Origin of the sequence: Phenylobacterium sp. CCH9-H3, from assembly GCF_001557235.1 — a bacterium.
Lineage (GTDB): Bacteria > Pseudomonadota > Alphaproteobacteria > Caulobacterales > Caulobacteraceae > Phenylobacterium.
On record NZ_LSJI01000230.1, the window covers coordinates 39,971 to 66,023 of the forward strand.

The window sequence follows — 26,053 nt, forward strand, 5'->3', positions numbered from 1 at the left end:
ATGGGGATACGTGGGAGCCGGGCGCCGGGACGCCAGCCTCAGTCCAACCGGAAGAGCCGGTCAAGGCTCCAGCCGCCGCCGCCGCGGCCGACCAGATAGACCAGCAGCGCGGCCCAGCTGAGGTGGGTCGGCCAGGCGTCGGGATAGACGAAGATCTCGATCACCGCCGTCATGCCGAGGAGAGCCAGGGCCGAGAACCGGGTGAACAAGCCCAGGACCAGCAGGATCGAGAACAGGTGCTCGGACCAGGTGGCCAGGTGGGCGGCGGCGTCCGGCGGAATCAGCGGCAGCCGGTACTCCTCGCGGAACAGGGTGTAGGTCCCGTCGGTGATGTGCAGCAGGCCGTCCACCTTGGTGCGGGCCGACTGGAAGAAGATCGCCGCCACGCCCAGGCGGGTGACCAGGGCGATGGCGTTCTCCGGGATCAGGCGTTCGGCGAGGCGGCCGAAGGCGCGGGTCGGGCGCCCGCTGCCAGCGAGCGGGGCGATCAGGGTGTTCATGGGTGTTTCCTCAGGGCGGTGAAGGCGCCCGCGGCGACAAGGCCGGCGAACGCGGTGGAAAGGTCCAGGCCGGGCTCGCTGGCCAGGGCGGCCATGGCGGCGTCGAGGAGGCTGGCTCCGGCCGCGCAGGCGGCCAGGAACTGGAGCTCGCCGGGGCCGATGAGTTGGTGGCGGATGTCGAGGCCGGGGCGGACGAACAACAGCCCTTCGGGCGCGTCGTCCAGTTCCAGGATCCTCGGCGGATCGTCCGGCGCCTGGAGGGCGCGCCAGAGCGACGGCGTCCCGTCCTCGAAGGCCGCGAACCGCGTCGCCGGGTGCAGGGCGAGCGCGTGGGTCGAGAACGCGGCCGGTGAAAGGACCGCCGCCGCCTCTGGCGCGAGCGGCTCGGCGTCGGCGGCCAGATGCGCGCAGGTCCACAGCCAGTCGAGCTGGGCGAGACCCGCCAGATAGGGCATCTCCGCCGCCGGTGGAAAATCCGCCAGCCAGGCCGGGAACGCCTCACCATAGGCCAGCAGGCTGGCCGAGCGCGGCGGGCAGGCGGCAGCATGCGCGGTCGCGGCGGCGGCCAGCCACGCCGGGCCCACCACGCGTTCCACCGTCGGAAACTGCGCCGCCAGGGCGTCGGCGCAGCCCTTGGCGCTGGTGTTGCGATAGACGCTGAGCCCCGCCTCGGCGGCGTCGGACGCGCACCAGGGCGCGAGCGTCGCGGCGTCGCCGGCCACCGCCGCCAGGAAGCGTTCGTGGAAGGTGTCACGCATCGGCGAGCTCTCGGGCCAGCAGGCGATGGGCGCGCTCGCGTTCGGCCATCAGGACCGCGAAGGCGGGAATGTCGTCGTCCCGTTCGATCAGCGTGGGACGCGGTCCGACCCGTTCGATGAGCCGCGCGTACAGCGTCCAGACGGGCTCGGCCACCGGCGCGCCGTGCGTGTCGATCAGCAGGTCGGCCCGCGCGTCCGGCGCATGGCCCGCCAGATGGATCTCGCCGATCGCCGCTGCAGGGAGGGCGTCGAGATAGGCCTCGGCCGAATGGCCCAGGTTGTGCGCGCTGACGAAAACGTTGTTCACGTCGACCAGGAGGCCGCAACCCGTGCGCCGGCTGAGCTCGGTGAGGAATTCGACCTCCCCGAAGTCATGCCCCTGGAGCGGCAGGTACAGGGAAGGGTTCTCGATCAGGACGCGGCGGGCCAGGACCTCCTGCATCCGGTCGATATTGTCGGCGATCCGCGACAGGGCTTCGCAGGTGCGGGGGAAGGGCAGCAGGTCAGGGGCGTAGACGCCGCGGCGCATCGACCAGGCCAGATGCTCCGACACCAGGACGGGATTGCAGCGGTCGATCAGGCGCTTCAGCGCCGCGAGGTGGCCCTCGTCCGGCGCTTCGTCCGCCGCCAGCGACAGGCCGACCCCATGCAGGGAGATCGGCCGGTCGCGGGCGATGGCGTCCAGCCAGGCGAGCCGCGGCCCGCCGGCGGCCATGTAGTTCTCGGGATGCGCCTCGAACCACAGGCCCTCCGCCCGGCAGGCGAGGGCATCCGCATAGTGCTGCGGCTTGAGGCTGACGCCCGCAGTGAGGGACTGGGTCATGAGGCGCATCCGCGAGACGCGAGGTCAGGCCTTGGGCGTCAGCGAGCCCATGCCCTTGGGCGTCTTCATGATGACGCAGGTTCCGACTGGCACCTCCTTGAAGGCCTTGCCGTCGTAGTTGACCTTGGACGTGCCTGCACAGGTCGTGCCCGCGCCGGCCTTGCAGTCGTTCTGGCCGGCCTTGGCGACGCCATAGCACTTCTCGGTGGCGGCCGGTTTCTTGGCCATGTTGTCCTGGGCCATGGCGGCTCCGCCCATCAGGGCGAGGATGGCGGCGGCGGCCAAGGTCGTTTGAGCGGTTTTCATGACGAGCTCCTCATTGCGACCGGCCACAGCGGCGCAGTCAGGAGCTAGTTCGCGGGCGGCGCGGCGCAGGTTACAGCTTTCGCCGACTCTTTTTCTTCGCCGCCCGATGTAACTTTCCGGTGGGTGGCGCGAATTCATTCCGACGCGGTGACATGGCGTTTGACGAGGTCGAACAGCGGCTGAAGGACCTGATGCTGCGCGCCCAGGCCGGGGACGGCCAGGCGTGGCGCGAGGTGCTGACTCTGCTCGGCGCCCGACTGGCCGTGTATTTCCGCCGCCGCCTCGGCGCCGACCTTGCCGACGAAGCGGACGATCTGGTGCAGGAGACCCTCTTGGCTGTCCACAGCCGCCGCATGACGTATGACCCGAGCCAGCCGTTCACGGCCTGGGCCTATGCGGTGGCGCGCTACAAGCTGATCGACCACTGGCGCCGCCGCCGCGTGCGTCGTCACGTGCCGCTGGATGATGTCGCCGAGACGTTGTGGGTCGAGGCCGACGGCGGCGCGGAGGCGGGGGCCGACCTGGACCGCCTGCTGGGCGACCTGCCGACGCGGCAGGAGCAGCTCGTGCGCGGGGTGAAGATCGAGGGGTTGAGCCTGGCGGAGGCGGGTGCGCGGTTCGGCATGACCGAGGGCGCGGCCAAGGTCTCGCTGCACCGGGCGCTGAAGGCCCTCATGGCGAAGGTGGGGGCTCGTGGAGACTGATCGGCTCATCGAAGGCCTTGCGGCCGACCTGCGGCCCGTCTCGCCGGGGGCGGTGTCGCGCCGGATCGCCCTGACGGCGCTCGCGGGCGGGGCCGTGGCGCTGGTCGTCGTGCTGGCTTGGCTGGGCCTGCGCCACGACCTGGCCGCCGCCGTGACGGGGCCGATGTTCTGGATGAAGGCCGCCTATGCGGCCGTCCTGGGGCTCGCGGGGTTCTGGTGCGCCGAACGTCTCGCCCGTCCGGTCGGCTCGCCGCGTCGCGCGGCCGCCCTGGGTCTGGCGGCGGTGACGATCATGGCCGTGCTGGGCGCCGCGACCCTGATGGCCGCCGAGCCGGCCGAGCGCGTGGCCCTGTGGCTGGGCCATTCCTGGCGGCGTTGCCCGGTGAACATCCTCGCCCTGTCCCTGCCGACGCTGGCGGCCGCGCTCTGGGCGATGCGGCGGCTTGCGCCGACCCGCCTGCGACTGGCCGGCGCCGCGGCGGGCCTGTTCGCGGGCGGCGTCGGGGCGAGCGTCTATGGCCTGCACTGCGCCGAGACCTCGCCGATGTTCCTGGCGACCTGGTACAGCCTGGGCATGGCGCTCAGCACAGCGCTTGGCGCCGCCCTCGGCCCCTGGGCGCTGCGCTGGCGGTAGGACGGCCTCAGGCCGCCGCGGTCTGCGCCACCTGGAACTCCGCCTCGGTCTTGGCGCGGATCTCGTCGATGCCGACGCCGGGGGCGCATTCGAGCAGGGTGAGCGGCGCCTTGCCCCGGCCGACGTCGAAGACGCCCAGGTCGGTGATCACCAGATCCACGACGCCGGCGCCGGTGAGGGGCAGGGTGCAGGCCTTGAGCAGCTTGGGCGCGCCCGACTTCTCAGTGTGCTCCATGACCACCACGACCCGCTTGACGCCGGCCACCAGGTCCATGGCTCCGCCCATGCCCTTGACCATCTTGCCGGGCACCATCCAGTTCGCCAGGTCGCCGTTCTGGGCCACCTGCATGGCGCCCAGGATGCTGAGGTCGATGTGTCCGCCGCGGATCATGGCGAACGAGTCGGCCGAGGAGAAATAGCTGGAGGACGGCAGGGCGGTGATCGTCTGCTTGCCGGCGTTGATCAGGTCGGCGTCCTCTTCGCCCTCGTAAGGGAACGGGCCCATGCCCAGCATGCCGTTCTCGCTCTGCAGCGTCACCGACATGCCCGTCGGGATGTAGTTGGCCACCAGGGTCGGGATGCCGATCCCCAGGTTCACGTAGAAGCCGTCGCGCAGTTCCTGGGCGGCGCGGGCGGCGATCTCGTCACGGGTCCAGGCCATCTTACGCGATCTCCCGCTTGCGGACGGTGCGCTGCTCGATGCGCTTCTCGTGCAGCCCTTCGACGATGCGATCGACGAAGATGCCGGGCGTGTGGATGTTGTCGGGATCCAGAGCGCCGGTCCGGACGATCTCCTCGACCTCGGCGACGCAGACCTTGCCGGCCGTCGCCATCATCGGATTGAAGTTCCGAGCCGTCATCCGATAGATCAGGTTGCCTTCCTCGTCGCCCTTCCAGGCTTTGACGATCGAAAGGTCGGCGGTCAGGCCGCGCTCCATGACGTAGAGCTCGCCGTCGAACTCGCGGACTTCCTTGCCCTCGGCCACCAGCGTGCCCACGCCGGTCTTGGTGAAGAAGGCCGGGATGCCGGCGCCGCCGGCGCGGATGCGCTCGGCCAGGGTGCCCTGGGGGTTGAATTCCAGTTCCAGCTTGCCCGACAGGTACAGCTCGGCGAACAGCTTGTTCTCGCCGACGTAGGACGAGATCATCTTGCGGATCTGGCCGCCGGCGAGCAGCACGCCCAGGCCAAAGTCGTCGACGCCGCAGTTGTTCGACACCACGGTCAGGTCCTTGACCCCCGACGCGCGGATCGCCGCGATGAGGTTTTCCGGGATGCCGCAGAGGCCGAAGCCCCCGGCCATGATCGTCATGCCGTCGAAGAGCCGACCCGCGAGCGCCTCGACAGCGTCCTTGCAAACCTTGTCCGCCATGCTCGCCAGATACGCCGCAAAACGACGGTTGGGAACGGGGCGCCGAAAAAATTCATCGATTGATGATTTGAGCGTCACACCCACGTGTCAGGGGCTGAGCTGGAGCCCCAATGCACGCCGACACCCTTCTCATCCAGGCGCTGGTCTACCTGACCGCCGGCGTCGTCTCCGTACCCATCGCCAAGAGGCTGGGACTAGGCTCGGTATTGGGCTACCTCATCGCGGGTGCGCTGGTGGGGCCGTTCGTGCTGGACCTCGTCGGCGAGCCGGGCGATGTGATGGCCTTCGCCGAGTTCGGCGTGGTCATCCTTCTGTTCCTCATTGGGCTCGAGGTGCGGCCGGCCCTGCTGTGGGAAATGCGCACCGCGATCTTCGGTTTGGGCATGGCCCAGATGCTGGCCAGCGCCGCATTGCTGGGCGCCGTCGTCCTATTGCTGGGCGCCGACTGGCGCGTCGCCCTGGCTATCGGGCTGATCCTCGCGATGTCTTCCACGGCCATCGTGCTGCAGAGCCTGGAGGAGAAGGGGCTGCGGCAGGGCCCCATCGGCCAGTCGGCCTTCGGCGTGCTGCTGTTCCAGGACCTGGCGGTGATCCCGCTGTTCGCCTTCCTGCCGCTGCTGGCCGTCGGAAGCGGCCCGGTGGCGGCGGAAGCCTCCGGCCACGGCGCCAGCGTGCTGGCCGGCCAGCCGGAGTGGGTGCGGATCCTGGCCACCTTCGGCGCGGTGGCCGGCGTGGTCATCGGCGGCCGCTATCTCACCCGGCCGATCTTCCGCTTCATCGCGGCAGCCCGCCTGCGCGAGATCTTCACGGCCTCGGCCCTGCTGCTCGTGGTGGCCGTGGCGGCGCTGATGGAGCTGGTGGGCCTGTCGCCCGCCCTGGGCGCCTTCCTGGCCGGCGTGGTGCTGGCCGAGAGCGAGTTCCGCCGCGAGCTGGAGACCGATATCGAGCCGTTCCGCGGTCTCCTCCTGGGCCTCTTCTTCATCAGCGTCGGCGCCGGCCTGAATTTCGGCCTGGTCGCCGCCCAGCCGGTGCTGATCGTCTCGCTGACGCTCGGGCTGATGGCGGCGAAGTTCGTGGCGATGTGGGCGGTGGGCCTGGCCTTCCGTCGTAGCCGGCGCGACGCGGCGACCATCGCGGTCTCCCTCGCCCAGGGCGGCGAGTTCGCCTTCGTGCTGATCGGCTTCGTGCTCGGCGCCCGCGTGCTGAGCGCCGAAGAGGCGGCCCTGGCCACCGCCGTGGTGGCCCTGTCCATGGCGCTGACGCCCGTCGCCTTCGCGCTCTACGAGAAGCTGATCCTCAATCGGACGGCCAGCCTCGTGGAACCGGAGGCCCTGCCGTTCGCCGACGGGGCGCCGGACGCCATCGTCGCCGGGTTCGGCCGCTTCGGCCAGATCGCCACCCGCCTGCTGACCGCCAACGACTTCAAGGTGACGATGCTGGAGTCGTCCATCGAGCAGATCGACCTGATCCGCCGCTTCGGCTGGCAGGTGCACTATGGCGACGCCAGCCGGCTGGACCTGCTTCGCGCGGCGGGCGCCGACAAGGCCAAGCTGCTGCTGATCGCGATCGACGACAAGGACAAGGCGGTGGATCTCGCCAAGGCCGCCACGGAGTACTTCCCGAACCTGACGGTCATCGCCCGCGCCTTCGATCGCCGCCACGCCTACGAGCTGATCCGCGTGGGCGCCGACGAGATCGAGCGGGAGACCTTCGAGAGCGCCCTGGCCTTCGGCAAGAAGGCGCTCCTGCGTCTGGGCCTGTCGGAACGCCGCGCCGCCAAGGCGGCGAGCCTGTTCCGCGACCACGACAAGGCGCTGCTGAAGCGCCTGGCCCCCGTCTACGGCGAGGAGGAACGCTACATCATGGCCGTGCGCGACAGCCGCGACACCATGGAGAAGCTGCTGGCGGCCGAGATGCGCCGCCTGCGCAAGGAGGAGGCCGAGGAAGCGGACAACGACGTCGCCGCGGCGCGCCGGCTGGAGGCCGGATAGCTGGCGGTGTATTAGGACCCGATGAGCCAAGCCCTTCACATCCAGGACTCCATCGAGCCCGTCTCCTTCGACCTTTATGCGAAGGATTTCCAAGCGTTCACCCAGAAGCTGGGCGACAGCTACGCGCGCTGGGGTTTCGCCGTGATCGCCGACCACGGGATGCCGCAGGATAAGGTCGATGCCGCCATCGATCAGATGAAGAAGTTCTTCGCCCTGCCGGAAGAGACCAAGCTGAAGTACAAGCTGCCGCTGGCCGGCCAGCGCGGCTACACGCCCTTCGGCGTCGAGACGGCCAAGGGCCACACCCACTACGACCTCAAGGAGTTCTGGCACGTCGGCCGCAACCTGCCGGCCGGGCACCCCTTCCGCGACCACATGGCCGACAACGTCTGGCCAGACGTGGAACTGCCGGAGTTCCGGGAGAAGGTTCAGTGGCTGTACGACGCCCTGGACGCCATGGGCCTGAAGGTCCTGGAGGCCATCTCCTCCTACCTCGGGCTCGACCGCCACTTCTTCGACGACAAGGTCGACGTCGGCAACTCGATCCTGCGCCTGCTGCACTACCCGCCTGTGCCCAAGGACGGCCCGCACATCCGCGCCGGCGCGCACGAGGACATCAACGTCATCACCCTGCTGCTCGGCGCCGAGGAGGCGGGGCTGGAGGTGAAGGATCACGACGGCCGCTGGATCGCCATCAATCCCGCGGCCGGAAGCCTGGTCTGCAACATCGGCGACATGCTGCAGCGCCTGGTGAACCACCGGCTGCCGTCCACCACCCACCGCGTGGTGAACCCGGCCCCCGAGCGCCGCGGCTTCCCGCGCTACTCGACGCCGTTCTTCCTGCACTTCAACTCGGACTACCTGATCCGCACCCTGCCCGGTACGATCGACGCCGAGCACCCGGACCGCTACCCCGAGCCCATCACCGCCGACGACTACCTCAAGGAGCGGCTGCGCGAGATCAAGCTGGCGTAGTCTGGAGTTCCTCCCCCGCAGCGGGGGAGGAACCTGACGCCGCTACCAGCCGCAGGCGCGGCCCTTGTTCTGCTTGGTCAGCCAGGCGTCCAGCGGCTTGAAGTAGTCGGCCACCGCGCTCGCGTCCGTCCGGGTCTCGCCGGAGAAGACCGCCAGGGTCTGCGGCCACGGCTGCGACTGACCCAGCTCCATCATCCGGTTGAACCTCTCGCCGACCGCCTTCTGGCCATAGACCGAGCAGCGGTGCAGCGGGCCCTTCCAGCCGGCCTGCTGGCAGGCGGCCCGGTGGAACTGGAACTGATAGATGTGGGCCAGGAAGTAGCGCGTGTACGGCGTGTTGCCCGGCACGTGGTACTTGGCGCCCGGATCGAAGGCGTCGGCCGGCCGCGCCGCGGGCGGGGTCAGGCCCTGGTATTTCAGCCGCAGCGCCCACCAGGCGTCGTTGTACTTGTCCGGCCCGACCTCTCCTGAGAACACCTCCCAGCGCCAGCGGTCGACCAGCAGGCCGAACGGCAGGAAGGCGATCTTGTCGAGCGCCATCTTGAGCAGGAAGGGAATGTCCTCTTCCGCCCCCGGCACGGTTTCGAGCAGGCCGATCTGATTGAGGTACGTCGGCGTCGAGGCCGACAGGGCGGCGAAATCGCCGATCGCCTCGTGGAAGCCGTCGTTGGCGCCGTTCCGGAACAGCGTCGGCTGGTTCTGATAGGCGCGCTGATAGTAGTTGTGGCCGAGCTCGTGGTGGATGGTCCGGAAGTCGTCCGCATTCACCTTGGTGCACATCTTGATGCGGATGTCGTTCTTGTCGTCGATGTCCCAGGCCGAGGCGTGGCAGACAACTTCCCGGTCGCGCGGCCGGGTGATCAGCGATCGGTCCCAGAACGTCTGGGGCAGGGGCGCGTAGCCGAGCGACGAGTAGAAGTTCTCGCCGGTCTTCACCATCCGGACGGCGTCGTAACCCTTGGCTTCCAGCAGCTTGTCGAGGTCGTAGCTGGAGGTCGCCGTCTTCGGGGCCACGATGTCGTAGATGTTACCCCACTGCTGAGCCCACATATTGCCCAGCAGATCGGCCCGGATCGGCCCGGTCCTGGGCTGCACGGCGTCGCCATACTGCTCGTTCAGCCGGGCCCGGACGTAGCAATGCAGGTTGCGGTAGAACGGCGCCACCTGCGTCCACAGCCGATCGGTCTCGGCGGCGAACGCGTCCGGATCCATGTCGTAGTTCGAGCGCCAGAGCGCGCCAGTGTCCTTGAAGCCCAGGCCCTTGGCGCCCTCGTTGGAAAGCGCGGCGAAACGGGCGTAGTCCGGCTTCATCACCGTCGCGACGCCGTGCCAGCCCTCCCAGGCGGCCTTGAGCTCGGACGGATCGCGGCTCTTGGCGAGGACGTCCTCGGCGTCGTTCAAGGTGATCTGCTTGCCCTTGAACGTGAACTTTCCGGACGAGTAGGTGCTGTCCAGCTTGGTCACGAGACCGGCCAGTTCCTCGGCCGCCCCCGGGCGGTTCGGCGCCGGCGAGACCAGGTAGAGCTTCAGTAGCTTGAGCTTGCGGGCGGTCACGGGATCGACCTGGACGCCATTGAAGCGCGCCGCCTCGGTGGCGAGCCGGGTCACCAGTTCGTTCTGCTCGGCGTTGGCCTTCGCTTCGAGCCACTGGGTGTCTTCGGTGATGAAATTGGCCCGCACCCATTGGGCGCGGTTGGCGAATGCGTTGGCCCGGTCGAGCTGGGCTTCGGCGTTCTCGACAAAGGCCTTTGCGTCGGCGGCGGTGGGCTGCTGGGCCGCGGCCGGCGCGGCGCACGCAAGGACGGCCAGCGCGCACGCGGCCATGAGCTTCATTTTCATCGACTGTTCCCGGTCGTTTCCGTTGGCGGCCTGCCGCCGCCTCTGAGTCCGAGACAAGCGAGGCGCGGCCGTGCGGTCAACCCGGTCGCGACGAACTCAGTCCGGCAGTTCGGCCAGGTCTTCCAGTCCCGCCACGCTGACGTTCAGGTCGGTGACGATGCCGGTGCCCAGCGTATAGACCCACCCGTGCACGCTGAGTGGTTGGTCCCGGGCCCAGGCGTCCTGCACGAACACGTCCGAGGCCACGTTCCGGACCTGGCGGATGACGTTCAGCTCGACCAGCCGGTCCCATTTCTCCTTCTCGCCGGGCAGGGCGTCGAGCTCGTGGCGATGCTCGTGATGCACTTCGCGGATCGGATGCAGCCAATGGTCGACCAGGCCCCGCCGCTGGCCGTCGACCGCCGCCGCCACGCCGCCGCAGCCATAGTGGCCCACGACCAGAATGTGCTTCACCTTGATCACGTCCACGGCGAACTGCAGCACCGACAGGTAGTTGGCGTCCTGCGGCGGGGCCAGGTTGGCCACGTTGCGGTGGACGAACAGCTCGCCGGGATCCAGGCCGACGATCTCGTTCGCCGGGACCCGGCTGTCGGAGCAGCCGATCCAGAGATATTCCGGGGCCTGCTGGCCCTCCAGGCGCTTGAAGAAGCCGGGGTCGGCCGCGACCTTGCCGGCGGCCCAGGCGGCGTTCTTGGCCTTTAGGTCGTTCAGAGACTTGGGCATCAGAGGGGCTTTGCGTCGGGTTGTTGATCGGGATGGGCGGCGACGAAGGCGGGGTGCTCGACCGCGCGGTCCGCGGCGGCCACCAGCTTCGGCCAGGGTGAAACGTCCAGCTCGAACCGGCGTGCCGAATAGACCTGGGGCACGAGGCAGCAATCGGCGATGGTTGGGCTGTCCCCGAATGCATACTGGCCGCCGTGCCGTTCGATGAGCGGTTCGAGCGCATCGAAGCCGTCGCGGATCCACCCGTGGATCCATTCGGTGATCGCCGCCGGCTCGACGCCCATCTGGCGGAGCTTGCGGCCCACACGGGTGTTGTTCAGCGGGTGGATGTCGCAGGCGACGATGCCGGCCATCCGCCGCACGACGGCCCGGTCCAGCGCGGCGCGTGGCAGGATCGGCGGACTGGGCCGGGTCTCCTCCAGCCACTCCAGGATCGCCAGGCTCTGCGCCAGCACCGTTCCGTCGCCCAGGTCGAGCGCCGGGGTCAGGCCCTGGGGGTTCACGGTCCTGTATGCGGGCTCGCGCTGCTGGCCTGCGATCAGGTCGACGGCGTGATAGTCGTACTCGCAGCCCTTCAGCTTCAGCCCGATGCGCACCCGGTAGGGCGCCGTGGCCCGCCAGGCGGAATGGAGGGTCCAGCCCATCAGGCCACCGTGAAGGCCAGCCGGCCCACGCCCTCGATCTCGCCGTCGACCCGGTCGCCCCTGACGAGGGGGCCCACGCCCTCCGGCGTTCCCGTGTAGATCAGGTCGCCGGGCGCCAGGGCCCACAGCGCCGACGCCTCGGCGACGATCTCGGCGACGTTCCAGATCATGTCGGCCACGCTGGCGTCCTGCCTCACGACGCCGTTGACGGAGATCGCGATGCGGCCCTGTGGCGGCGGGCCTTGCCAGCGGCGGATGGCCGAGATCGGCGCGGACTGGTCGAAGCCCTTCGCGGCGTCCCAGGGCTGGCCCTTGTCCTTGGCGGCGCTCTGCAGGTCGCGGCGGGTCAGGTCGACACCCACCGCATAGCCGTAGACGAGGCTCAGCGCGTCGGCGACGGCCACGTTCCGGCCCGCCTCGCCGATGGCGACCACCAGCTCGATCTCGTGGTGCAGGTTGGCGGTGCGCGGAGGATAGGCCGGATCGCGGCCGGGCGGCACGATGGCGTCGGCCGGCTTGGTGAAAAAGAACGGCGGGTCACGGTCGTCGCCGCCCATTTCGCGGCGGTGGGCGGCGTAGTTGCGTCCCACGCAGAGGATCCGGCGGACCGGGAAGCTCCCGGCCTCGCCCTCGACGGGCACGACGGGGACGGGCGGGGGAGCTATCGCGAACTCGGCCATGGCCGGGCGTTTAGGCTTCCCGGGCGGCGATGTGAACCCCACGCTACGGGAAGCTCGCGTCGCGTCAGGGGCGAAAAAAGGAGCCCCCGACCACGGCTGTGATCGGGGGCCTATAAAAAGACGCTCGCAGGTCTAGGAGGTCCCACGAGTCCTTGCTGCTGATGCGGGTCATCCGAAACGCCTCCCCAGACGTCGCGGCTGACCCGCACCGGGCGCGCCGGCCCCGCAAGGCGAGGGACCGGAACGGGGTCGCGACGCGCTTCCAACGACATGACGATCGTCGCCTCCGACGCCAGCACAAGCGGCAGAGGCCCGAGGGTCATGGACGGGGTTGTCGGGTCGTCCATGACCCTGGGGAAGAGGTCTAAACCCGGGGGTATAAAGACCAGTCGTCGCGCCGAGCTGACAGGCCCGACAGCCGATCTTTTGCCGAGCGGAAACCGATCTTTTCCAAGCTCGGAAGCGTGGCGAGGCCCTCCGGTTGTGCTAATGGCGAGGGAGTGATGAGCGTTGCGGAGCGGGGCGAGGCTTCTGCGCGCGGGTTTTTGGACGGGACCGGGGTTCGATGCAGTTGGCCCATCAGGCCGCCTTTTCGCTGGGAGCGCTGGAGGTGCGGCCGCCGACCTGCGAGGTCGTCTGGCGACAGGGCCGCGAGGTGCTTCAGCCGCGGGTGATGCAGGTGCTCGTCGCCCTGTCGCGCGCCGAGGAAGCGGTCGTGAGCCGCGACGACCTCATCGCCACATGCTGGGGCGGCCGTGTCGTGGGTGACGACGCCATCACCCTCGTCATGATGAAGCTGCGCAAGCTGGCCGAGCGGGCCGGCGGCGCCTTCACCGTCGAGACGGTGCCGCGGGTGGGCTATCGGCTGACGGTCGCGCCCGCCACGGCCGAACCGCCGCCGCCGCCGCCGTCGGGCAAGGCTCGGCCGCGGATCGTGGTGCTGGAGTTCACCCACCCTGCCGGCGACGAGGAGCAGGGCTGGTTCGCCGAGGCCCTGGCGGACGAGCTCACCGTGGGGCTTTCGAAGTCGCCCCTGCTGTCGGTCATGCCGCGCCATGCGCTGCTGCACTCCGAGGTCGTCGGCCATGGAGCCGGTTCGATCTGCGCGCGCCTGGGCGTGGACTACGTGCTCGACGGCAAGGTCCGCAGCCTGGGCGGCACGGTCCGGGTGTCCGTCGACCTCATCCAGGGCTCGGACGAGACCAGCGCCTGGTCCGGCCGCTACGACCGCCCGATGGCCGACCTGTTCTCGATGATGAACGAGATCACCACCTCGATCATCGGCACCGTCGAGCCTGCGGTGCTGGAGCGCGAGGAGTCGCAGGCCCTCAAAGTCCCCGAACGCAGCCTGCAGTTCTGGCAACTGCTGGTCCGCGGACGCGGGCACTTCTGGCGCTCGACGCCCGCCGACGTCCGCCTGGCCGAGACCTTCCTGGAACAGGCCCTGGCGCTGGAGCCGAACGACGTCTCGGCCCTGTCGATCCTGGCGCACTGCAAGCTGTTCGAGGTCTGGGTCGGCACGTCCTACGACCCGGACGCCGCGATCGAGGCGGCGCACCGGATCGCGCTCAAGGCGGTGGCGTCGGGCGGCTCCGACGCCTTTGCGCACTACACCTTAGGTGTGGTGCTTTCGATGATGGATCGGCTGGCCGAGGCCAAGGCCGAGCAGCGACGGGCGCTCGAGCTCAACCCATATCTGGCGGCGGCCTCGGGCGAGATGGGCCGCCTGCTGGCCTTCGAAGGCCAGTCCGCCGAAGCGATCGCCTATTCCGAACGCGCCATCGCCGCGAGCCCCAACGATCCCCACAGCTGGCTCTGGTATCGCAGCAAGGCCATCGCCCGCTTCGTCGCCGGCGACTTCGAACAGGCCGCCCGCGATGCGGCGGACGCCTGCGCCCGCGGCCCGGAGCGCTTCCCGCTGCGATATCTGCTGGCCGCCTGCTACAGCGCGGCGGGCGAGATGGAACAGGCCGAACGCGCGCTTGGAGACGCCGAGCGGCTGGCCCGGAACCGGGCTGGCGCCGGGCAGGGCAGCAACGCGACGCCGTACTCGCTGGAAGCGCTGAAGATCGGCCATCCGTTCGTGCGGCCCGCCGACCTCGCTAACCTTGTTAAGGCTCTGCAAAAGTCTGGGTGGCAGGCTGCCTAGGTCAGCAACCTAGGCGAGACCGGGGTCAAAGCCTCGGGTAGATCCCATGTCCCACGCGACCCAGCCCCAGAAAGTGGCCATCCTCGGGGGCGGCATGGGTGGTCTCACGACCGCCCTTCAGCTTACCAGCCAGCCCAACTGGCAAGAGCGCTTCGACATCACCGTCTATCAGCTCGGCTGGCGACTCGGGGGCAAGTGCGCCTCTTCCCGCGGTCCCAACGCGCGCATCGAAGAGCACGGCATCCACGGCTTCATGGGCAGCTACTTCAACGCCCTGCCGATGATGTCCGATGTCTACGCCGAACTGAACCGTCCCGCCGGTGCGCCGCTCGCCACGTTCGAGGAGGCGTTCCTCGGCTCCGGCTTCACCATGCTGTGGGAGTGGGAAAAGGACCGCCTGACGCCGTGGCCTACGCGCGCGCCGTCCAACAGCACCCCGCCGACCGACGGAACGTCCTACAAGGGCCTGCAGACCGCCATCGTCGCGATCCTGAACGAGATCGGGCAGATGCTCGCGACCGCCCAGGGGACGCCGAAGCTGGTCTCCGAGGGCATCTCGCTGATCCTCGACAAGGCGAAGCAACAGGTCGAGACCGTGCCGCTGTCCGAGGGCCCCAACCACCCCCTCGTGGGTGAGATCCAGGCGGCGCGGAAGTTCATCGCGGGCGTGGTCAAGACGGTCGACGTCCTGGCTCCTCACATCGCCAACCACGCGGACGATCTGCGCCGGGCCCTGCTCACGCTCGACTTCTACGCCACGCTCATCGTCGGCGCGCTCAGCGACAACGTCGAGGTGGAGGGCTACGACCGCCTGGACGAGGAGAACTGGAGCGACTGGCTGAGCCGCCATGGTTGCCATCCGGCCACGCTCCAGTCGCCGGTGGTCATGACCACGGTCAACATCTGCTACCAGAGCCCCAACGGCGACACGAGCCGGGCGGCCCGCATGGGCGCCGGCTGCTACCTCAACTGGACCCTTCGGGCCTGCGCCTACATGGGCGACCTGATCTGGAGCTTCGCCGCCGGCACGGGCGAGACCGTCGTGGCGCCCATCTACGAGGTGCTGAAGCGCCGCGGCGTGAAGTTCGAGTTCTTCCACAAGGTCGAGGCCCTGCGGCTGGATCCCGTGAACCGCCGCAAGGTGGCGGCCATCGAGATGACGGTCCAGGCCACGCTGAAGGACCCGGAGGCGGGCTATCAGCCGCTGATCGACGTGAAGGGTCTGCCGTCCTGGCCGCACCGGCCGCTGTACGAGCAGCTGAACGAGGGCGAATATCTCCGGGCCACGGGCATCGACCTGGAATCCTACTGGAACGGCTGGCCGAACGAGGCCTTCCCGCGCCTGAAGACGCCGCGCACCCTGCGCCACGGCGTCGACTACGACGAGATCGTCTTCGCCATCTCGCTGGGCGCCGTGCGCTACCTCTGCAAGGAGCTGATGGACGAGGACGAGGCCTGGCGGGACATGGTCGACGCCCTGCCCGCGCTGCAGACCCAGGCCATGCAGATCTGGCTCTCCAAGGATATGTACGAGCTGGGCTGGGCCGAGCCGCTCAACCCGGCCAAGAACGAACTCGCGCTCTCCGGCACCTACTTCTGCCCGCCGAACGGCAACGCCAACTTCCCGGACCTGCTCAAGTGGGAAAGCTGGCCCGAGGAGAACGCGCCCAAGGCGCTCTGGTACTTCTGCGGCCTGATGCCCGACTACGAGCCGCCGCCGCCGTTTTCGGACACCGACTATCCGCGCCGCCAGTCCGAGCGGGTGAAGACCCAGTGCATCCAGTACCTGCAGGCCTCGATCGGCACGATGCTGCCCAAGGCCACTGTGCGGGCGAACTACGGCGTCGGCGACCCGATGGGTCTCGACTTCAACCTGCTGGTCGACTCCCGGGAGACGGGTCCCGGCGCGCTGCGGGCCGAAGGCGTCCAGCGGTTCGACAGCCAGTTCTGGCGGGCCAACATCGATCCGACCGAGCGCTACGTCACCTCGCCGCCCGGCAGCACCGCCTGCCGGCTGGAGGCCTGGGGCTCGGGCTTCGACAACCTCACGCTGGCCGGCGACTGGATCTATACCGGGCTCAACGTGGGCAGCTTCGAAGGCGCCACCATGAGCGGGAAGCTGGCCAGCTACGCGCTCAGCGGCGCGCCGGCGCTGGACACCATCATCGGCTATCCCACGATGCCGCGGCCTCACGCGCCCACCCGGGCGCGGACGCCGGCTGTCGAGGCCGCGCCGCGCCTGCGCAAGGTGGTAGGCTAGACGCCCGTCTCGTCGGGGCCGCACCGCGTGCGGCCCCGCTTGCGCCTGCGTCCGACCTGCCCCAACCTCCCTTGGCCGTACCGGGGGGGCCTGGGAGGGCGCCTCCGCCATGCTGCGGATCGATATCTCGACCCTGGGCCAGCCGGAGCTGAAGCGTCTGGTCGCCGCGGCCCGGGCCCGCGGACAGGAGGCGTTCGCGGCGAAGCTCGAGGCCGAACTCGCGTCCAGGTCCGCCAGCGGCCGCAAGGCTCCGCTCCGCCGGCCGCCGGATTCCGACGCCGAAGACGACGAGACGCGGCCGATGTTCTTGGACGACGGCGCGCCGGATCTGCGCCTTGATCTTCCCGTCCGCGGCCGAACGCGGCCGGGAGCCTGGTCCATGGTCCTGGCGGTCGCCGTCCTCGTGGGCGGCGCGGCGGGCTGGGGCCTCTCGCCCGGTGTGAAGTCCTGGCTCTCGGGGCGCGCCGATCAGGACCAATCCGTCGAGCGAGCGCCCGCCCCGCGGGTCATGGCGGCGCAGGTCGCGGCGCCCGCGTCCACGCCGGCGCCCGAGCCAGCATCGACGCCCGCGGTGGCGCCATCCGAGCCGGAGCCTCCCCCGCCGCCCGCGTCGCGCCCGGCGGCGCCGACCAAGGCCCCGGCCAGGCCGACGGTTCCGGCGCGTCTCGATCCCTGCGCCACGCCGCCGACCCCCGCCGACCGCGCGCTCTGCAACGACCTGGCGCTGAACCTGCTCAGCCACGAGATGCGGGACGCCTATGGTCAGGCGCTGAGCGCCGGAGCCGACCCGGCCGCCATCCGCGAAAGCCAGGCGGCCTGGCGCAGGACGCGCGACCCGGTATCGGACCCGCGCGCCCTGGCCGAGATCTACGACCGTCGCATCCGGGAACTGAAGGCCGCGGCCGCCGCGGCGGCGTCCCGGCCGCCTGTCGCCCTGGCTGACCGACAACAAAATTGACGCTCTCACCCTGCGTCACCGGGCTTACGCTGGCGCTCGCGCCGCGCTAAGCGAGAGCCATGACCGATCACGCCGCTCCCCGTCCGGAGGCCACGGGCCCCCTCGCCGACCTCGTCGTCATCGAGATGGGGACGCTGATCGCCGGGCCGTTCTGCGGCCAGATCCTGGGCGACTTCGGCGCCGAGGTGATCAAGATCGAGGACCCTCGCGTGGGCGATCCCATGCGCCAGTGGGGCCGCAGCCTGCCCAAGGGCCTGTCGCCCTGGTGGCCGGTGATCGGGCGCAACAAGAAATCGGTGGGCCTGGACCTGCGAAAGCCCGAGGGCCAGGCCTTGGCCAAGGCGCTGATCGCCCAGGCCGACGTGGTGATCGAGAACTTCCGGCCAGGCGCCATGGAGAAGTGGGGCCTGTCGTACGAGGCGCTGTCCGCCGACAATCCCGGCCTGATCATGGCGAGGGTCTCTGGTTTCGGCCAGACGGGCCCCTATTCCCAGCGCGCGGGCTACGGCCTGATCGGCGAGGCCATGGGCGGCCTGCGCTATGTGACGGGCGAGCCCGACCGGGCGCCGGCCCGCGCGGGCATTTCGATCGGCGACAGCCTCGCGGCCATGCACTCGGTCATGGGGATCATGATGGCCCTCCATCACAAGGAGAAGACGGGCAAGGGCCAGGTGATCGACGCGGCGCTCTACGAAAGCGTGCTGGCGGTGATGGAGAACCTGGTCACCGAATACGACCTCACGGGGTATGTCCGCGAACGGTCGGGCTCGATCCTGCCGGGGATCGCCCCGTCCAATGCCTATCCCTGCGCCAACGGCGAGATGATCCTGATCGGCGGCAATGGCGACAACGTCTATGCGCGGCTGACGGAGGCCATGGGACGGCCCGAGCTGAAGGACGATCCGAAGTTCGTCGACCACGCCAGCCGCGGGGCCAATCAGCGCGAGCTGGACGAGATCGTGTCGGCGTGGACCTCGACCTTCATGCTGACCGACCTCCTGAAGCTGCTGGAGGCCAAGGGCATCCCCGCCAGCCGGGTGTACCGGGCGCCCGACATGCTGGAGGATCCCCAGTTCGCGGCGCGCGAGGCGATCGTGTCGGTGGACCACCCGGTCTTCGGGCCGGTGCGGATGCAGAACGCCTTCCCCAAGCTGTCCGCGACGCCTGGTCGGGTGCGCTGGCCGGGGCCGGACCTGGGCCAGCACAACGACGAGGTGCTGGCCGCCCGGGCGGGCTGCTCGCCGCAGAAGCTGGCCGATCTTCGGGCCGCCGGCGTCATCTGATGAAGGTCGTCGGCCCGCGACCTATGCCGCGGACCGCCGTCGAAGCTCGGGTCGCCTGAGTCCGGGCGAGCACCCCTGGCCACCGGCCTGGCCCCCGCGAACCTTCGCCGCGGGCCTTCGTGACGTCGACATAGAGGGCTCCGCGGCCATTGCGCAGGTGGCGACTTGCCACAGCGCCGTCCTGCCGCGCGACCACCGGCCGCGCCACACAGCTAACGGAAATGATTAACGATTCCCCAGCAGCTCGGCGACCGCTGCGGCGACCTGGGTCACGTCGTAGGGCTTGCGGATGACCGGCGCCTCGAAGCCGCCCGGCGCCCCGCCGGTCTCGCCGTAGCCGGTGGCGAACACGAACGGGATCCGGCGTTGGTGCAGCACCTCGGCCACGGGAGTCACCGAGTGGCCGTTGAGATTGGCGTCCAGCACGGCCGCGTCAATCGGCTGGTCCAGCAGCGCCATCGCCTCCTCGAGCTCATAGGCCGGGCCGACCACCTGGGCGCCGGCTTCGGAGAGGCCGGTCTCCAGTTCCAGCGCGAGCAGGACCGCGTCTTCCACGATCAGCACGCGGGCGCCCTTGAGACTGGCCGGCCCCCGCGAGGTGGGCACGGTCTCGGTGACCCTGGCGACCGGCGCCTCGGGCATGACGTCCGGCCGATCGGCCATGGCCTGAGGTCCGGCGCGCAACCGGACCGCGACGCCTGCGGGCCGATAGTCGACCTGGGTGTCGCCGTTCAGCTCGCGACCCGTCACCTGCTCCAGCAGGGTGGAGCCGAAACCCCGGCGCGCCGGCGAGGCCACGACCGGCCCTCCGCTCTCGGTCCAGGTGAGTTCGAAGCCGCCGCCCGGCCGCGTGTTCCAGCGAAGGTTGACGTGGCCGGTCTCGACCGACAGGGCCCCGTACTTCACCGCATTGGTGGCGAGCTCGTGCAGAGCCAGCGACAGGGCGTTGGCGGCGCGGGGCGTCAGGAAGAGCTCCGGTCCCTCCCAACTGGTCTGGCCGGGCGCGATCGCGCCCAGCTCGGCGGCGGCCAGGTGATCGATGGCGGCGCCGCGCCAGCGAGCGGCGGTGAGCAGTTCGTTGGCCGAGGCCATGGCCTTCAGCCGCCCGCCGAAGGTCTGAAGGAAGGCGTCGAGCGATGTCGTGCGCTTGGCCGTCTGCTGGGCCAAGGCCTGGACGGCGGCAAGCACGTTCTTCACCCTGTGATCCAGCTCGGCCATGAGCTGCATCCGCTGGTCTTCTTCCCGGTGACCGCGGCTGACGTCCTCGACCACGCCGCAGACCCGGATCGCCTGGCCGGCCTCGTCGCGCACGATCTTCGCGGCGGTCCGCATCCACTGGACCCGGCCGTCGTCGGGCCGGATCATCCGGTAACGGCCCTCGTAGCTGTCCCCGGCCTGCAGATGCTGCTTCTGCTCGGCCGCCAGCGCCTCGCGGTCGTCGGGGTGGACGAAGCGGTCGAAGGCCGCGCCGCCCTCGGCGGGAATCTCGCCGGCCGGAAGCCCGGTTATCGCCGATAATCGATCGGAGACGATCAGGACGTCCCTGGAGAGGTCCCATTCGAACTCTCCCAGGCCAGCGATCTGGAGGGCCAGCTCCAGACGCTCTCTGTCGGAGCTGCGTCCCAACTCGCGCGTCATGATTCCAACATAGGCATGCCCGCGGCTCGACGCGACGGGAAACCGCGCAAACTTTCGTGGCGCTCCGCCGGCCCTTTGCGGCCACTCGGATATCCACCTATGCTGCAGCGCAGCTCCCACGCCCGGGGGAGCGCATTCCCGTTCGGAGACGACACATGCCCCCCAAGGCCGGCCAATTGACGACCGACGAGGTGGCCGACGCGGCCAACGACACCGCCGCCAAGATCACCGCGGACGCGCAGAAGGCGATCGCCGACGCCGCCAAGCGGATCGAGGCCACCGTCCAGCAGGCGCTCGAACAGGTGCGCGCCCAGTCCCGCGTCTATGCGGATGTGGCGGGCGAGCAGATCGACGAGGCCAGCCGCATCGCCAGCGAGCAGATTCGCGCCCGCCCGCTCGCGGCCACCGGCGCCGCGCTGGGCATCGGCGTGCTGATCGGCATGCTGCTCGCATCCAAGCGCTGATCCTGCGCCCTTGAACTTCAGGCGGATCCTGAGCCTGGCCGCGGCGATCGCCGCCGTCGCGGCGGCCGCGGCCGTTTGCGTCGTCGCGGCGTCGTTCGCGATCTATGCGTTCGCGCGCGAATATATCGGACCGGCGGGTGGCGCGGCGGTCGTGGCCGCAGTCTTCGCCGTGGTCGCGCTGGCCGTGGCCTGGGCCGCGACGCGCAAGGTGGTTCCGAAGACCCGGGGCGCCGCGCCGCCGCCGCCGGCCTCGCCGGTCGATCGCGTGGTGGCCATGGCCAAGGAGCGACCGTTGCTGGCTCTAGGCGCCGCGGCGGTGGCGGCCACGGTGCTGATCCGCAATCCGGCGATGGTCACGGCCCTGATCAGCGCCTTCGTCGCAGGCAACAACACGCCCAAGCCGCCGCAGTAGCCGGAACGGCGCGCGCCCCGGAGCGTTGCCTTTGCCGCAGGCGGTTCGACCTGCGAACGGAGGTAACGACATGCTCGGTTGGGCCCTGACCTTTCTGGTGGTCGCCCTGATCGCCGGCGTCCTCGGCTTCACCTCGGTGGCCGGCGCCGCGATGGGGATCGCCAAGATCCTGTTCTTCGTGTTCCTGGTGCTGTTCGTCGTCTCGCTGGTCATGCACCTGGTGCGTGGCCGGGGCGTGGGACCCGGACCGCTCTAGCCACGGCTAATCCGGGCGCCGATCCAGCGCCCAGGTCCGATAGGGCTCGTAGTGCGAGCCCGTCCAGGCGAGGGCGGTGACGCGAATGCAGCCGTCCTCGACCTCGACCTCATTGTAGCCGGGCGGCACGCCCCGCTCGCGGACCGACAGGGTGCCTGCGCCCACCGCATAGGTCCGCCCGTCGGCGTGCGGATAGGGCCAGGTGAAGGGCGCGTGGATGTGCCCCGACAGCACCAGGTCGACGCGCGCCCGGGCAAATGCCTTAGCCGCCTTCTCCCCGCCCCACACCCGGGCCGTCATCGGGCCCCCAAGCATCTCGATCAGCGGGTGGTGGACCACCACGACGCGAAGCCGGTCCGAGGGCTCGAACCACTCGACCACGCGCTGCGCCTGGCGGGCCGAGATCTGGCCCTTCGACCAGTTGATGCGCGGCTGCGCCCCGCGGGCCGTGTTGACGCCGTGGACGGCGATGCCGTCCCGCCGCCAGTTCTGGGCGGGGGCAGGGCCCACGTGGCGCTCGAAGCGGCGGAAGGGCGCGAAGATGCGTTCCGCCCAGGCCAGATAGGGCGCGTCATGGTTGCCGGGTGTGACCAATTGCGGCTGGGGCAGATCCCTGAGCCAGGCGGCCGCAGCTTCGAATTCCGGCGTCTCGGCGTAGCGGGTGAGGTCTCCGGAGACGATGGTGAGGTCAAAGTGTCCCGCCCGGATCCGCTCGCCCGCGGCGGCGACGGCGGCCTTGTTCTCGCCGCCGAAATGAATGTCCGAAAGATGCGCCAGGCGGACCTTCACCGCTCGTCCTTGGGCGGGGTGAGAACGCGGCAGACCTTGGGATCGTAGCGGACGTCCGTCACGCTGGGCAGGCGGACGGCCTCCCCGTCGAGGAGAGCCGGAATCCCCTGGGCGGCCCAGACGTGCGCGCGCCGGCAGAACTGGTCCTCGACCGAGGGATCGACGCGCCAGTCGCGGACCAGCGCGTTGAGACCAAGGCGCAAGATCTCGCCCGCGCCGCGGGGGTTCAGCGCCGCCGCCTCCAGCGCGGGGTCCTCGGCGTGCATGACCTTCGACGCGATCGGGCATATGAGCACCAGCGCCTCGGCCTTGGACCGCCTGCCGTCGTCCAGGCGATAACGCAGGCGCCCCGTGAAGGCGCGTTGCACGGCGTGGCGGACGCGCCCGGCCGCCTCGATCAGATGGCCCTGGCGGGCCGCCTCGCGCGCCGAGGCCAGGCGGGCGGGCGAACCGAGAATCGCGGCGCAGAGGAAGCGATGGCCCTCGATGCAACCGCCGCCCAGGTCGCGTTCCCGGCCATCCTCAAGGGCGACGCGCAGGGCGTCCTGCCATGATCTCTGCCCATAGACGGCATGGGGCATCATGTTCATCGTCCCGCCCGGCAACGGGACCAGCATCGGCCCGTCCGATCCGCAGAGCTCGGCGGCGGCCCGAACCGTGCCGTCGCCGGCCAGGGTAATGAGGAGGTCGGGGCTAGCGTCGACGGCCGCCTTCAGCTGATCGATCAGCTGGCCGGGCTGCGGTGTGCGGACATGGGCCGCGATCCCGAATTCGGCGAGCAGCTTTTCCAGGTCGGCGGGCGCGGTGGCGCCGACGCTGCCGGAGGCGACGTTGACGACAACCTCGATCTTGCCGAGGCGCGGTCGGACGGCGGGGTCGGCGTCAGTTTGTGGCAGGCGTCGGCGTCCCGTCGGTCGATGTCACGTCGCGCACGGCCTGACCGGCTTCGGCGGCGGCGTTGCGCACCGCAGGTTCGGCCTGCTCGGCCGCCGTGGCAAGGTTTTGATCGACGACCGTGCCGGCGCCGCCGAACGATCCGTTCACGGCGGCCAGCGCCATGACGATGAGGCCCACCGCGGCGGCGACCACCAGGAAGGTCATCAGAATGGGATGGCGGCGACGTTGCTTCGCGGCGTCGCGCCGGCCCAGCTCATATGCCTGCCGCAGGTCGCTGCGCTCGGCGTCGCGGTCACTGTAGGAGGTCACGGCGTTCGTCTCCAAGGTGTTCCCCGATTGCAACGGCGCCCGCCCGCCTTGGTTCCGGACGGAACTGTGCAGGTGGCGACGCGTTTCCGCCGTGAGCGCCCCTCGCCGAAGGGCAGGAGGATGCGCTCCGGAATCGAGTGATCTGGCGGCCTACCCGCGGGCGGGGCGCCGGGGACACCCCAAAGGAGAGCTATTCGAATGTTGAAGCCTCTTATCGCGATCGCGGGCGCCGGTGTCCTAGCCGCCGCCTGCACCAGCACCGGCCATACGGAACGCAGCGCCCTTGGCGGCGCGGCGCTCGGTGCGCTCGGCGGCGCAGCGATCGGCGCCATCTCGGGTGATGTCGGCGTGGGCACGGGCGCTGCGGTCGGTGCGGCCGTCGGCGGCACCGTCGGCGCCGTGAAGGGTTGCCGCGACGAAGGCGGCTGCGGCAAGGATACGCCGAACCGTCGCCAGTACTACGACGAGCGCGCCGGCCGCTACTATTACTACGACCCGGGTACGGGCCGGTATTACTGGGAAAACGGCACCCCGCGCTGATGCGGGCGCCAATACAGACCTGAGTATGGGGCGGTCGGACACCCGGCCGCCCCTTTTCCGTTCTGCTGGATGGGAGCGCCTAGATGAAGATCGTGTTCGTAAGCGGCCTCGTGGCGCTCGTCGGGCTGTCGGCCTGCACCACCATGCGCCATGCCCGAGACCGCATCGTTCGGGCGCCCGCGGCCTGCCATGACGTGAGTATTCCGATCTATTTCGAGGCCGACGCCGCCGAGCTCACGCCCGAAGGTCGGCGGGTCATCTCACTGCAGGCGGCGGAGGCGCGGCGCTGCAAGGTCGAGCGGGTCCTGGTGATGGGGCTGGCCGACGCCGCCGGCGACCCTGCGGCGAACCTTGAGCTCTCCAAGGCGCGGGCCGCTTCGGTCACGGACGCCCTGATGAAGGCCGGCCTGCCGCCGGCCGAATTCGATCTCACCGCAGCGGGCGAGACCGGGTCGGTCACCCTGGACGGCAAGCTCCAGCCGGTCCGCCGCCGGGCGGACATCACCCTCAAGCTCGCCCGGAAATAGGCGCAGTCCCCACGTCGCACACAAAGAGAAGGGCGGGCCTTTGCGGCCCGCCCAGGTGTGCATCATCGAGAAAAGGGGTGCGGAGACGGCAGACTGGCGTGCTCGCCAGCCTCAAGTCGGGGGGGGCGTCGCCGCCTCCGCAGACATAGAACACCGGCGCCTGCGAACCGTTCCGGGTCCTCGCGATTTTTTTCGGAAGGGGCGTCGCGACCCGCGCGCGACCCCGGGGGAACGCCGGCTTGACCGTGCGCGTTAGTCGGTCGCCGTCAGGAAAGGGCGTCTTGCATGCGCAGTTCCTTCATCGCCACCACGGGTCTGAAGCTGGCCCGAAGCCCGAGCCTGCGAGAGCAGGTCGGCCGTCGGCGGGCTGTGGTCCTCGGCGCGCTGCTCGGCCTCGCCGCCACGGGCGCGGCCTTCGGCCTGCTGACCGCCCCTCAAAGCGACAGGGCCTCTAGCACCAGTCCATTCAGCTATTTCCCATCCGAATAAGGAGACCGATCCATGTCGTCCCGCGAGACCGAAAGACCGGTCATGAACGCCACCCGCGCTCGTCAAGCGCGTTGGGGTCGCCCTGTGTTCTGGGTGCTCGTGTTCGGCACACTGCTGGCCGCCCTGGGCATGTTCGCGGCCTGGACCTGGAAATCCGCGGACGAGGGTCCGCCCGGAACGGGGCAGGAGACTGTGGACGGCCGCGGCTATGGCGCGCCCGAACCGCCGCCGCCCAACCCCCAGACTCCGTAGGGGTCGATCTGGCCCCACGAAAAAGGGCGCCGCTTGCGGAAGCGGCGCCCTTCGTCGTTTGGACCCTTGCCTGTCAGGCGGCCTGCTTGTTCTGCCGCCGCGGATGGAAGAACAGGGCCTGGCCGATGGCCGCCTTCACCGTCTCCGGCTGGAACGGCTTGGTGATGAGGAAGGTGGGTTCGGGCCGTTCGCCGGTCAGCAACCGCTCGGGGAAGGCGGTGATGAAGATCACCGGCACGTCGTAGCGCTGCAGGATGTCCTTCACGGCGTCGATGCCCGAGGAGCCGTCGGCCAGCTGGATGTCGGCCAGCACCAGGCCCGGCGTCTTGCGGGTCACCGCGTCGACGGCCTCGGTGCGGGTGGCGGCGATATCCACCACGGTGTGGCCCAGCTCCGTGACCAGCGCCTCGATATCCGCTGCGATCACGGGCTCGTCCTCGATGATGAGGACGTCGGTGGCCAATTCTGCGTCGATCTCGGCCTGGGCTTCGGCGATGAGGCGCTCGACCTCGCCGAAATCCGACCCCAGGATCTGAGCCGCTTCCGTGGGGGTGAAGCCCTCCAGCGCGGTGAGCAGGAAGGCCTGCCGGGAGCGGGGCGCGATGCGCATCAGCCGGCGCGTCGCATCGTCCATGCCCAGGTCGTCATCGGCGGGGCCTTCGAGCTGAGCGCCCGAGGTGCACCAGATGGCGTGGAAGACGTGATAGAGCGCCACGCGAGGCGTCATGTTATCGGCCAGCGTGCGTTCGCCGGCGGCCAGCGCCTCGAGAGCCACGCGAACGTAGTGATCGCCGGTGGTCTGATCGCCGGTCAGCGCGCGGGCGTAACGGCGCACGTACGGCAGATGCGGCGCCAGTCGGGCTAGAAGACTCAAGGGTACACC

Annotated in this window: 30 protein-coding genes; 15 read left to right on the forward strand and 15 right to left on the reverse strand. The window is 69.8% G+C overall.

What is annotated here, in order from left to right; genetic code table 11:
- Nucleotides 1-38: 38 nt before the first annotated feature.
- Genes AX721_RS20355 through AX721_RS20370 form a run of 4 tightly spaced genes read right to left on the reverse strand, consistent with a single transcriptional unit; the run spans nucleotide 39 to nucleotide 2,387 of the window.
- Entirely contained in the window at nucleotides 39-500 is a 462-nt protein-coding gene (locus AX721_RS20355; RefSeq protein ID WP_068877806.1) for a DoxX family protein, read from the reverse strand.
- Nucleotides 497-1,258, reverse strand: coding sequence for a DNA-binding domain-containing protein (locus AX721_RS20360; RefSeq protein ID WP_068877807.1), 762 nt, complete (start codon nucleotides 1,256-1,258; stop codon nucleotides 497-499). The genes AX721_RS20355 and AX721_RS20360 overlap by 4 nt, the downstream gene beginning before the upstream one ends.
- On the reverse strand, nucleotides 1,251-2,081 hold the full coding sequence (locus AX721_RS20365) for a DUF692 domain-containing protein (protein ID WP_068877876.1): 831 nt from the start codon (nucleotides 2,079-2,081) through the stop codon (nucleotides 1,251-1,253). The genes AX721_RS20360 and AX721_RS20365 overlap by 8 nt, the downstream gene beginning before the upstream one ends.
- A gap of 24 nt (nucleotides 2,082-2,105) precedes the next feature.
- Entirely contained in the window at nucleotides 2,106-2,387 is a 282-nt protein-coding gene (locus AX721_RS20370) for a DUF2282 domain-containing protein (RefSeq protein ID WP_068877808.1), read from the reverse strand.
- Between the two features lie 152 nt (nucleotides 2,388-2,539).
- Here AX721_RS20370 and AX721_RS20375 point away from each other — a divergent pair, with 152 nt between their 5' ends.
- Together AX721_RS20375 and AX721_RS20380 are read left to right on the forward strand one after the other, a co-directional pair.
- Complete coding sequence (locus AX721_RS20375; protein WP_068877809.1) at nucleotides 2,540-3,091, forward strand: sigma-70 family RNA polymerase sigma factor; 552 nt, start codon at nucleotides 2,540-2,542, stop codon at nucleotides 3,089-3,091.
- Nucleotides 3,081-3,725: an NrsF family protein gene (locus tag AX721_RS20380; RefSeq protein WP_068877810.1), complete on the forward strand. Its 645-nt coding sequence runs from the start codon at nucleotides 3,081-3,083 to the stop codon at nucleotides 3,723-3,725. The genes AX721_RS20375 and AX721_RS20380 overlap by 11 nt, the downstream gene beginning before the upstream one ends.
- A 7-nt stretch (nucleotides 3,726-3,732) precedes the next feature.
- On the opposite strand, the gene AX721_RS20385 is transcribed toward AX721_RS20380, so the two are convergent.
- On the reverse strand, nucleotides 3,733-4,386 hold the full coding sequence (locus tag AX721_RS20385) for a 3-oxoacid CoA-transferase subunit B (protein WP_068877811.1): 654 nt from the start codon (nucleotides 4,384-4,386) through the stop codon (nucleotides 3,733-3,735).
- A gap of 1 nt (nucleotide 4,387) precedes the next feature.
- Nucleotides 4,388-5,095, reverse strand: coding sequence for a CoA transferase subunit A (locus tag AX721_RS20390; protein WP_068877812.1), 708 nt, complete (start codon nucleotides 5,093-5,095; stop codon nucleotides 4,388-4,390).
- 110 nt (nucleotides 5,096-5,205) lie between these two features.
- Here AX721_RS20390 and AX721_RS20395 point away from each other — a divergent pair, with 110 nt between their 5' ends.
- Nucleotides 5,206-7,086, forward strand: coding sequence for a monovalent cation:proton antiporter-2 (CPA2) family protein (locus AX721_RS20395; protein ID WP_068877813.1), 1,881 nt, complete (start codon nucleotides 5,206-5,208; stop codon nucleotides 7,084-7,086).
- A 21-nt stretch (nucleotides 7,087-7,107) separates the two neighbouring features.
- On the forward strand, nucleotides 7,108-8,061 hold the full coding sequence (locus AX721_RS20400) for an isopenicillin N synthase family oxygenase (RefSeq protein WP_068877814.1): 954 nt from the start codon (nucleotides 7,108-7,110) through the stop codon (nucleotides 8,059-8,061).
- Between the two features lie 42 nt (nucleotides 8,062-8,103).
- Here AX721_RS20400 and AX721_RS20405 read toward each other — a convergent pair whose 3' ends face one another.
- From AX721_RS20405 to AX721_RS20420, 4 genes are all read right to left on the reverse strand, one after another.
- Nucleotides 8,104-9,900: a M2 family metallopeptidase gene (locus AX721_RS20405; RefSeq protein WP_068877815.1), complete on the reverse strand. Its 1,797-nt coding sequence runs from the start codon at nucleotides 9,898-9,900 to the stop codon at nucleotides 8,104-8,106.
- A 96-nt stretch (nucleotides 9,901-9,996) separates the two neighbouring features.
- The gene (locus AX721_RS20410) at nucleotides 9,997-10,623 is read right to left on the reverse strand and encodes a carbonic anhydrase (RefSeq protein WP_068877816.1); all 627 of its coding nucleotides are present in this window, start codon (nucleotides 10,621-10,623) and stop codon (nucleotides 9,997-9,999) included.
- The gene (maiA, locus tag AX721_RS20415; RefSeq protein ID WP_068877817.1) at nucleotides 10,623-11,267 is read right to left on the reverse strand and encodes a maleylacetoacetate isomerase; all 645 of its coding nucleotides are present in this window, start codon (nucleotides 11,265-11,267) and stop codon (nucleotides 10,623-10,625) included. Before maiA ends, AX721_RS20410 begins: the two co-directional genes overlap by 1 nt.
- Complete coding sequence (locus tag AX721_RS20420; RefSeq protein WP_068877818.1) at nucleotides 11,267-11,947, reverse strand: fumarylacetoacetate hydrolase family protein; 681 nt, start codon at nucleotides 11,945-11,947, stop codon at nucleotides 11,267-11,269. The genes maiA and AX721_RS20420 overlap by 1 nt, the downstream gene beginning before the upstream one ends.
- 565 nt (nucleotides 11,948-12,512) lie before the next feature.
- Here AX721_RS20420 and AX721_RS20425 point away from each other — a divergent pair.
- The 4 genes from AX721_RS20425 to AX721_RS20440 all read left to right on the forward strand — a co-directional run bounded on the left by AX721_RS20425 (nucleotide 12,513) and on the right by AX721_RS20440 (nucleotide 18,597).
- Nucleotides 12,513-14,096, forward strand: a complete 1,584-nt coding sequence (locus AX721_RS20425; RefSeq protein ID WP_068877819.1) for a tetratricopeptide repeat protein — start codon at nucleotides 12,513-12,515, stop codon at nucleotides 14,094-14,096.
- Nucleotides 14,097-14,142: 46 nt separating this feature from the next.
- A complete protein-coding gene (locus tag AX721_RS28100; protein WP_068877820.1) occupies nucleotides 14,143-16,356 on the forward strand; it encodes an NAD(P)-binding protein in 2,214 nt (737 codons plus the stop codon).
- Between the two features lie 109 nt (nucleotides 16,357-16,465).
- On the forward strand, nucleotides 16,466-17,314 hold the full coding sequence (locus tag AX721_RS20435; protein WP_068877821.1) for a hypothetical protein: 849 nt from the start codon (nucleotides 16,466-16,468) through the stop codon (nucleotides 17,312-17,314).
- A 59-nt stretch (nucleotides 17,315-17,373) separates the two neighbouring features.
- Nucleotides 17,374-18,597 (forward strand): CaiB/BaiF CoA-transferase family protein, encoded by a 1,224-nt coding sequence (locus AX721_RS20440; RefSeq protein ID WP_068877822.1) that lies wholly within the window; start codon nucleotides 17,374-17,376, stop codon nucleotides 18,595-18,597.
- Nucleotides 18,598-18,822: 225 nt separating this feature from the next.
- Here AX721_RS20440 and AX721_RS20445 read toward each other — a convergent pair whose 3' ends face one another.
- The gene (locus AX721_RS20445; protein ID WP_068877823.1) at nucleotides 18,823-20,235 is read right to left on the reverse strand and encodes an HWE histidine kinase domain-containing protein; all 1,413 of its coding nucleotides are present in this window, start codon (nucleotides 20,233-20,235) and stop codon (nucleotides 18,823-18,825) included.
- 155 nt (nucleotides 20,236-20,390) lie between these two features.
- Between AX721_RS20445 and AX721_RS20450 the strand changes: the two genes are divergently transcribed.
- The 3 genes from AX721_RS20450 to AX721_RS20460 all read left to right on the forward strand — a co-directional run bounded on the left by AX721_RS20450 (nucleotide 20,391) and on the right by AX721_RS20460 (nucleotide 21,367).
- Entirely contained in the window at nucleotides 20,391-20,699 is a 309-nt protein-coding gene (locus AX721_RS20450; RefSeq protein ID WP_068877824.1) for a DUF883 family protein, read from the forward strand.
- A gap of 10 nt (nucleotides 20,700-20,709) precedes the next feature.
- Nucleotides 20,710-21,111: a hypothetical protein gene (locus AX721_RS20455; RefSeq protein WP_068877825.1), complete on the forward strand. Its 402-nt coding sequence runs from the start codon at nucleotides 20,710-20,712 to the stop codon at nucleotides 21,109-21,111.
- A 70-nt stretch (nucleotides 21,112-21,181) separates the two neighbouring features.
- Nucleotides 21,182-21,367, forward strand: coding sequence for a DUF1328 domain-containing protein (locus AX721_RS20460; protein WP_068877826.1), 186 nt, complete (start codon nucleotides 21,182-21,184; stop codon nucleotides 21,365-21,367).
- 6 nt (nucleotides 21,368-21,373) lie between these two features.
- Here the strand turns inward: AX721_RS20460 and AX721_RS20465 are convergent, their stop codons facing one another.
- Genes AX721_RS20465 through AX721_RS20475 form a run of 3 tightly spaced genes read right to left on the reverse strand, consistent with a single transcriptional unit; the run spans nucleotide 21,374 to nucleotide 23,362 of the window.
- The gene (locus AX721_RS20465) at nucleotides 21,374-22,156 is read right to left on the reverse strand and encodes a metallophosphoesterase (protein WP_068877827.1); all 783 of its coding nucleotides are present in this window, start codon (nucleotides 22,154-22,156) and stop codon (nucleotides 21,374-21,376) included.
- Nucleotides 22,153-23,052 (reverse strand): diacylglycerol kinase family protein, encoded by a 900-nt coding sequence (locus AX721_RS20470; protein ID WP_068877828.1) that lies wholly within the window; start codon nucleotides 23,050-23,052, stop codon nucleotides 22,153-22,155. The genes AX721_RS20465 and AX721_RS20470 overlap by 4 nt, the downstream gene beginning before the upstream one ends.
- Nucleotides 23,039-23,362, reverse strand: a complete 324-nt coding sequence (locus AX721_RS20475) for a hypothetical protein (protein WP_156467294.1) — start codon at nucleotides 23,360-23,362, stop codon at nucleotides 23,039-23,041. The genes AX721_RS20470 and AX721_RS20475 overlap by 14 nt, the downstream gene beginning before the upstream one ends.
- A 198-nt stretch (nucleotides 23,363-23,560) precedes the next feature.
- On the opposite strand from AX721_RS20475, the gene AX721_RS20480 reads away from it, so the two are divergent.
- The 4 genes from AX721_RS20480 (at nucleotide 23,561) to AX721_RS20495 (ending at nucleotide 25,170) form a co-directional block, all read left to right on the forward strand.
- Complete coding sequence (locus tag AX721_RS20480) at nucleotides 23,561-23,902, forward strand: YMGG-like glycine zipper-containing protein (protein ID WP_068877830.1); 342 nt, start codon at nucleotides 23,561-23,563, stop codon at nucleotides 23,900-23,902.
- Nucleotides 23,903-23,985: 83 nt separating this feature from the next.
- Complete coding sequence (locus tag AX721_RS20485; protein ID WP_068877831.1) at nucleotides 23,986-24,429, forward strand: OmpA family protein; 444 nt, start codon at nucleotides 23,986-23,988, stop codon at nucleotides 24,427-24,429.
- A 285-nt stretch (nucleotides 24,430-24,714) separates the two neighbouring features.
- Complete coding sequence (locus AX721_RS20490; RefSeq protein WP_068877832.1) at nucleotides 24,715-24,918, forward strand: YtxH domain-containing protein; 204 nt, start codon at nucleotides 24,715-24,717, stop codon at nucleotides 24,916-24,918.
- 84 nt (nucleotides 24,919-25,002) lie between these two features.
- Nucleotides 25,003-25,170, forward strand: coding sequence for a hypothetical protein (locus AX721_RS20495; RefSeq protein WP_156467295.1), 168 nt, complete (start codon nucleotides 25,003-25,005; stop codon nucleotides 25,168-25,170).
- Nucleotides 25,171-25,243: 73 nt separating this feature from the next.
- Here the strand turns inward: AX721_RS20495 and AX721_RS20500 are convergent, their stop codons facing one another.
- Nucleotides 25,244-26,044 carry a response regulator gene (locus AX721_RS20500; protein WP_068877834.1) on the reverse strand — a complete coding sequence of 267 codons (801 nt, stop codon included), beginning with the start codon at nucleotides 26,042-26,044 and terminating at the stop codon, nucleotides 25,244-25,246.
- Nucleotides 26,045-26,053: the final 9 nt, after the last annotated feature.